Raw genomic sequence first — 3,615 nt, forward strand, 5'->3', positions numbered from 1 at the left:
GCCTCGCGCGGGTTTCTGGGGCGGCAGCAGTCCTGCCAGCCGCTCCCATTGGGCGTCTGTCAGCTCTCCTCGGCTCATGCCCTCCTAACACCCGGCTCCCCTCGAACTATTTGCGGACACGTCCTAGAAGCCCGGCTGCTCTCCGGCCGTGCCCCGGGGGGCGGGACGACAGCGCGAGGGCGGGCGGCCTACCATCGCCCCCCTTGATGCGACCGAGCCCCCTCCTGACCGCGTTGTTCGTCGCGGGATCGCTGGCCTGTGCCTCCGGTCCCGCGGTGCGTCCCATCCTGTCCTCGGGCACCACGCCCGTCGCCGCTGCTCCGAAGCGCGACGCGGGCGCCCTGCGGGTGATGACCTTCAACATCCAGTCCGGCCTCAAGGGCCTGGAGCGGGTGGCGGACGTCATCCGCCAGGAGGGCCCGGACGTCGTCGCGCTGCAGGAGGTGGACGTGGGCTCCACGCGCGCGCACGGCGAGGACCAGGTGGAGCGGCTGTCGGCGCTCACCGGCCTGAAGTACCGCGCGCACTTCGGCACCACGCGGCTGTACGGCGGCGCGTACGGCATCGCGCTGCTGTCGCGCTACCCGCTGGCGTCGCTGGCGCAGTACCCGCTGCCCACGCCCAGGGGCGCGGAGCCGCGCACGCTGGCGCACGCCGTGCTGGACGTGGACGGGCGCGAGGTGAGCGTCTACGCCACGCACCTCATCCGCCGGCCCTTCAACGGCGCGGCGCGCGTGCGCCAGAGCGTCTTCATCTCCCAGCTGCTGGCGAAGGACTCCCGGCCCCGGCTGTTGATGGGCGACCTGAACGACGACCCGGACTCGCGTCCGGTGCGCCTGTTGCGCCGCCAGCTCCAGGACGTGGCGCGCGTCACGCGCTCCGACGGGACGGGCACCTACCCGATGCCGCTCTTCCTGCCGTCGCTGCGCATCGACTACGTGATGGCGTGTGGCGCGTTCACCCCGGTGTCCACGCGCGTGCTCCGGGTGGGCGTGTCCGACCATTACCCGGTGGTGGCGGACCTGCGGCTTCAGCCCGCCGCGACGCCCGTCGTGGCCCCGGCTGGCGCGGCGCCCGCCGTCACGGCCGCCGCGGCGCCCTGAGGCTCAGGCGGCGGTGGGCAGGGTGAAGCGGTAGAGGACCTCCAGGTCCCCCTTGCTGAAGCCCTTGAGGACCTCGTGGTGGATCTCCTTGCGGCCGCTCAGGTACGCGAGGCCGCCGGCGGCGAAGCCCATCACGGCGAGCTCGAAGTAGACGTGCGGCCGGGGCACGCCGGTGATGCGCAGCTCCACGGTGTTGCCCTGCAGCTGCGCGGTCAGCTCGCCCTCGGTGAAGTAGCCCTTCCAGATGCCGGGGGTGAAGAGGGCGAAGCGGCGGAAGTCGTCCTTGCCGAACATCGTCTTGAGCTGGCCCTGGCCCAGCGCGTACTCGGCGGATTTGATGCCGTATTGCCAGTAGGCCTTGGTGTCCCCGCCATAGAAGCGCTGGGTCATGGCCTCGTTGAAGCGCAGGAAGGCATCCGCCGGGATGCGCGACACGGGCATGATGAGCTGTCCGAAGATGGGGTCCCGCTTCGCCTGCTCCGCGACGAAGGCCTTCCATGCCGGTTCGCCGAAGGCCTGCACCATCATGGTCTGCCGTGCCAGGAATGCGACGCCTTTGACATCCATCCGTATGCCTCCCACCGGCCGCTCCGGGTTCGACACGGGCCCCGGCCGGGTGTAGCTCGCATTGTGTCCCCGAGCCCCCCTCCCGAGCGATACGCATCGTGACAATTCACCGGGTCGTCCGTCGGCCCAGGACGGTGAAACCTGTTATCGCGGACACAGTGCCTCACTGAAGGTGTATCCGGAGCCGCGGGATGTCCGGTGCAGGACTAGGGTCCTGGCGGTGCGGCCCCTTGCCCTCCTTCCCAGACCCGGCCGTGCGCGCAGGGCGGTGCTCCTGGGCGCGGGCGTGCTCACGGGCGGTGTGTTCGGGCTCGCGTGGTGGGTGGACCGCTTCGGCCGGCGCGAGCACGTGGGCCCCGCGGACGCGCTGGTGGTGCTGGGCGCGCGGGTGCTGCCGGGCGGTGTGCCGTCCGGTGCGCTGGTGGCGCGCGTGGAGCAGGCGGTGGCGCTGTACCGGCGGGGCGTGGCGCCGTGGCTGCTGTTGTCCGGAGGCGCGGGCGCCCATCCGCCGTCCGAGGCGCGCGTGATGCTCCAGCTGGCGGTGGCGGCGGGCGTGCCCGCGTCCGCGTGCGTGCTGGAGGAGGACAGCCACTCCACGCAGGGCAACGCGCGGTTCAGCGCGCGGCTGCTGCGGGAGCGCGGGGCGCGCCGCGTGGTGGTGGTCTCCGACCCGTATCACCTGCTGCGCGCGCGGCAGTGCTTCCGGCGCGAGGGGCTGGAGGTGGCCACGAGTCCGGCGCGCATCGCCGGGCGGATGCGCGCGTGGGACCGGGCGTACTGGACGGTGCGCGAGGCGTTCGCGCTGCTCCTGCACCCGCGCCTCCTGCTGGCGCGGGCACCGGGCGGGCGCTGAGGCCGCGAGGGAGGCGCCTCAGGTCCCCGACGCGGGGGTGTCCGGCGTGGGCGCGTCCAGCTTCAGGAGCACCTTCTCCAGGACGCGGAAGAGGGCCTGGCGGTCCTCGGGGTCGAGCATGCCCATCACCACGCCCATCGCGCGGTGCATGGAGCGGTCGAGCTTGGCGAAGGTCTGCTTTCCCTTGTCGGTGAGCCGGCAGCGCACGACGCGTCGGTCGGTCTCTCCGCGTTCGCGCTGCAGGTGGCCTTCGCGTTCCAGACGGTCCACGACGCCGGTGACGGTCTTCTCGGTGACGCCCAGTCGCTTGGCCAGCTCGCCCATGGTGAGCGAGCCGTCCAGGCCCAGCCACAGCAGGGCGTGCACCTGGGGCGGCGTGAACTGGAGCTGCTCGCAGGTGCTGGCGATGGGATCACGGAGCGAACGGCGACGGCCCAGCGAGAACATCAACTCCTGGATGCGGTCGACGTCCTTCGAGAGCGCTTCATCCTCTTTATGGATATTCCGTGACACAGAGTATTCATTAGCGGCGAGGTGCGTGCGGGTCAACTTGTAGGCTGCCAGGAACATCCGGAGGTGCGTGCGATGCGCCGTACATGGTGGGGCCTGTTGCTGGCGTGGGTGTCGGTGTCGACCGCGCGGGCGGAGGAGGTCCTGGTGTTCGCGGCGGCGAGCACGACGGATGTGCTCCAGGCGCTCGCGCCCGCGTTCCAGCAGGCCTCGGGGCACCAGGTGCGCTTCGCGTTCGGGGCCTCGAGTGACCTGGCACGTCAGGTGGTGGCGGGGGCTCCCGCGGATGCCTTCCTCTCCGCCGATGAGGCGAAGCTGGACCTGGTCGACCGGGCGGGGCTCGTGCAGGCGGGCTCGCGGGTGGACCTGCTGTCCAACCGGCTGGTGGTGGTGGTGCCGGTGGGGTCGGCGGCGAAGGTCGCCGGGCCGGCGGACCTGAAGGGGCTCAAGCGGGTGGTGCTGGCGGAGCCGGCGGCGGTGCCCGCGGGCGTGTACGCGAAGGCGTGGCTGACGAAGGCGGGCGTGTGGCCGGACGTCGCGCCGCGAGTGGTGCCGGCGGTGGACGTGCGGGCCGCGCTGGCG

Annotated in this window: 5 protein-coding genes; 3 read left to right on the top strand and 2 right to left on the bottom strand. The window is 72.1% G+C overall.

Annotation, left to right across the window (positions count from 1 at the left end; all coding sequences use genetic code 11):
- The first annotated feature begins 206 nt into the window (after window positions 1-206).
- Window positions 207-1,103, top strand: coding sequence for an endonuclease/exonuclease/phosphatase family protein (locus D7W79_RS40055; protein ID WP_120530471.1), 897 nt, complete (start codon window positions 207-209; stop codon window positions 1,101-1,103).
- A 3-nt stretch (window positions 1,104-1,106) separates the two neighbouring features.
- On the opposite strand, the gene D7W79_RS40060 is transcribed toward D7W79_RS40055, so the two are convergent.
- Complete coding sequence (locus tag D7W79_RS40060) at window positions 1,107-1,670, bottom strand: hypothetical protein (RefSeq protein WP_120530472.1); 564 nt, start codon at window positions 1,668-1,670, stop codon at window positions 1,107-1,109.
- A gap of 220 nt (window positions 1,671-1,890) precedes the next feature.
- Between D7W79_RS40060 and D7W79_RS40065 the strand changes: the two genes are divergently transcribed.
- On the top strand, window positions 1,891-2,523 hold the full coding sequence (locus D7W79_RS40065; RefSeq protein WP_120530473.1) for a YdcF family protein: 633 nt from the start codon (window positions 1,891-1,893) through the stop codon (window positions 2,521-2,523).
- A gap of 18 nt (window positions 2,524-2,541) precedes the next feature.
- Here the strand turns inward: D7W79_RS40065 and D7W79_RS40070 are convergent, their stop codons facing one another.
- On the bottom strand, window positions 2,542-3,036 hold the full coding sequence (locus D7W79_RS40070; protein ID WP_120530474.1) for a MarR family winged helix-turn-helix transcriptional regulator: 495 nt from the start codon (window positions 3,034-3,036) through the stop codon (window positions 2,542-2,544).
- A gap of 72 nt (window positions 3,037-3,108) precedes the next feature.
- On the opposite strand from D7W79_RS40070, the gene modA reads away from it, so the two are divergent.
- Window positions 3,109-3,615: molybdate ABC transporter substrate-binding protein (gene modA / locus D7W79_RS40075; protein ID WP_120530475.1), on the top strand; the 507-nt coding region annotated here is incomplete at its 3' end.

This window comes from Corallococcus exercitus, from assembly GCF_003611585.1.
GTDB classification, from domain to species: domain Bacteria; phylum Myxococcota; class Myxococcia; order Myxococcales; family Myxococcaceae; genus Corallococcus; species Corallococcus exercitus.

Excerpts from the sequence above, each read along its gene's own strand:
- D7W79_RS40055 (WP_120530471.1), top strand. The coding sequence starts at position 207 with ATGCGACCGAGCCCCCTCCTGACCGCGTTGTTCGTCGCGGGATCGCTG.
- D7W79_RS40060 (WP_120530472.1), bottom strand. The coding sequence starts at position 1,670 with ATGGATGTCAAAGGCGTCGCATTCCTGGCACGGCAGACCATGATGGTG.